Here is a 1,444-nt window from a genome sequence, read left to right on the forward strand (position 1 = left end):
CGAATGAGGCTTATGGAAACAAAGCCGAAACCGTGAAATTGGCAGCCTAAATACAACCCTGATCCATCTTAAGTTGGCTGCAAACTGGTCCAAAACGTAGGACCACCTCTGGAGGCTTGTTCCGGGAGTTATAATTGGGGTCGAGAATTTGAAGCGCTCGGGCACTCAGTGCGTTTAATCGCACCTAAATACGTCAAGCCTTTTGTGAAGCGCAGCAAGAGTGATGCGATCGACGCTGAAGCCATTTGCGAGGCAGCGCTGCGACCAACGATGCGGTTTGTGCAGGTCCGTAGCAAAGATAATCAGGCTGCGGCTTTGGCATTCAAAGCGCGGGATCTACTGGTCCGACAACGCACACAGATTACCAATGCCCTGTGTGGCCACCTATCCGAATTCGGCTTTGTTGTTGCGAAAGGCCCAACACACGTACGTGAGCTTGTTTCTGCGGTTGAAGATGGGAGCATTGAACTGCCGGAGATGTCCCGCCCTCTCCTGAGCATTTTTGTCGACACGCTTGAAGCGTTGAATGTCCGTATCAGACAGTTGGAGGCGCAAATCGCACAGCGTGCAAGGGAAGATGAAACATGTCAGAGGTTGACCGCGATACCAGGCGTCGGCCCAGTTATTGTGACAGCGATTGCGGCACTTGCGCCACCACCTTTGACTTTTAGACGAGGGCGCGATTTTGCGGCATGGGTAGGCTTAACTCCACTCCAGCATTCTACCGGCGGCAAGCAGCGGCTGGGGCGCACGTCAAAGATGGGCAACCGAACGTTACGGTGCCTTCTCATTATTGGCGCCGGCGCTGTGGTTAGATGGGCCGAGCACAGCGGGGCGGCACCGGGCTCCTGGCTCGCAAGAATGCTGGAGCGCAAGCCACCAATGTTAGTCAGGGTAGCACTGGCCAATAAAATGGCGCGCATCGTCTGGGCGCTGATGGCACATGGTGAAGAATACCGGGACCAACCGTTACACGTTAGAACCGTGCAAACAATCTGATCCCGGAGGCGTGGGAAGGTCAAACATAAGGTAAGGCGCAACAGTCGAAGAGACGAGATCAGGAAAACCAGCTTGCGACACAGTGCCTGGAGCACGTGGTTCTGAATTGGACTTGATCTGAGAACTCCATACGGGCCCGCGGCATGTGAAAGCCGCACTATGAGGCCGCATACATGTCAGCACCCGGCTACGCGAACTAGCAACCTAAGACACTTCTTGCCCAAAAAGGGGGATGTCCGTACATGTCACCAACTTTTTAGATGTGTCCGTCGTCAGGGATTTTGGGACAGATGGCGCTCTGATCTAAGAGAGGATGTGGCTCATCTGGTTGTTGTGATTATGCGGCGGATTTGCGGTGAAGCAAGCGCCGGGTTTCGATGGTCTTTCGTTTGATCCTCTCTCGTTGTTTTAGAATGGTCTGTCCGCGCCCGAAGTAGACATCAGC

1 pseudogene is annotated in these 1,444 nt (G+C 54.0%); it reads left to right on the plus strand.

Annotated elements, in window-relative coordinates:
- Positions 1–108: 108 nt before the first annotated feature.
- A pseudogene (locus tag ABLN87_RS22215) lies at positions 109–999 on the plus strand (IS110 family transposase); the annotation flags it as partial.
- Positions 1,000–1,444 lie beyond the last annotated feature (445 nt).

It is taken from the genome of Ruegeria sp. SCP10, assembly GCF_040329495.1.
Classification (GTDB): domain Bacteria; phylum Pseudomonadota; class Alphaproteobacteria; order Rhodobacterales; family Rhodobacteraceae; genus Ruegeria.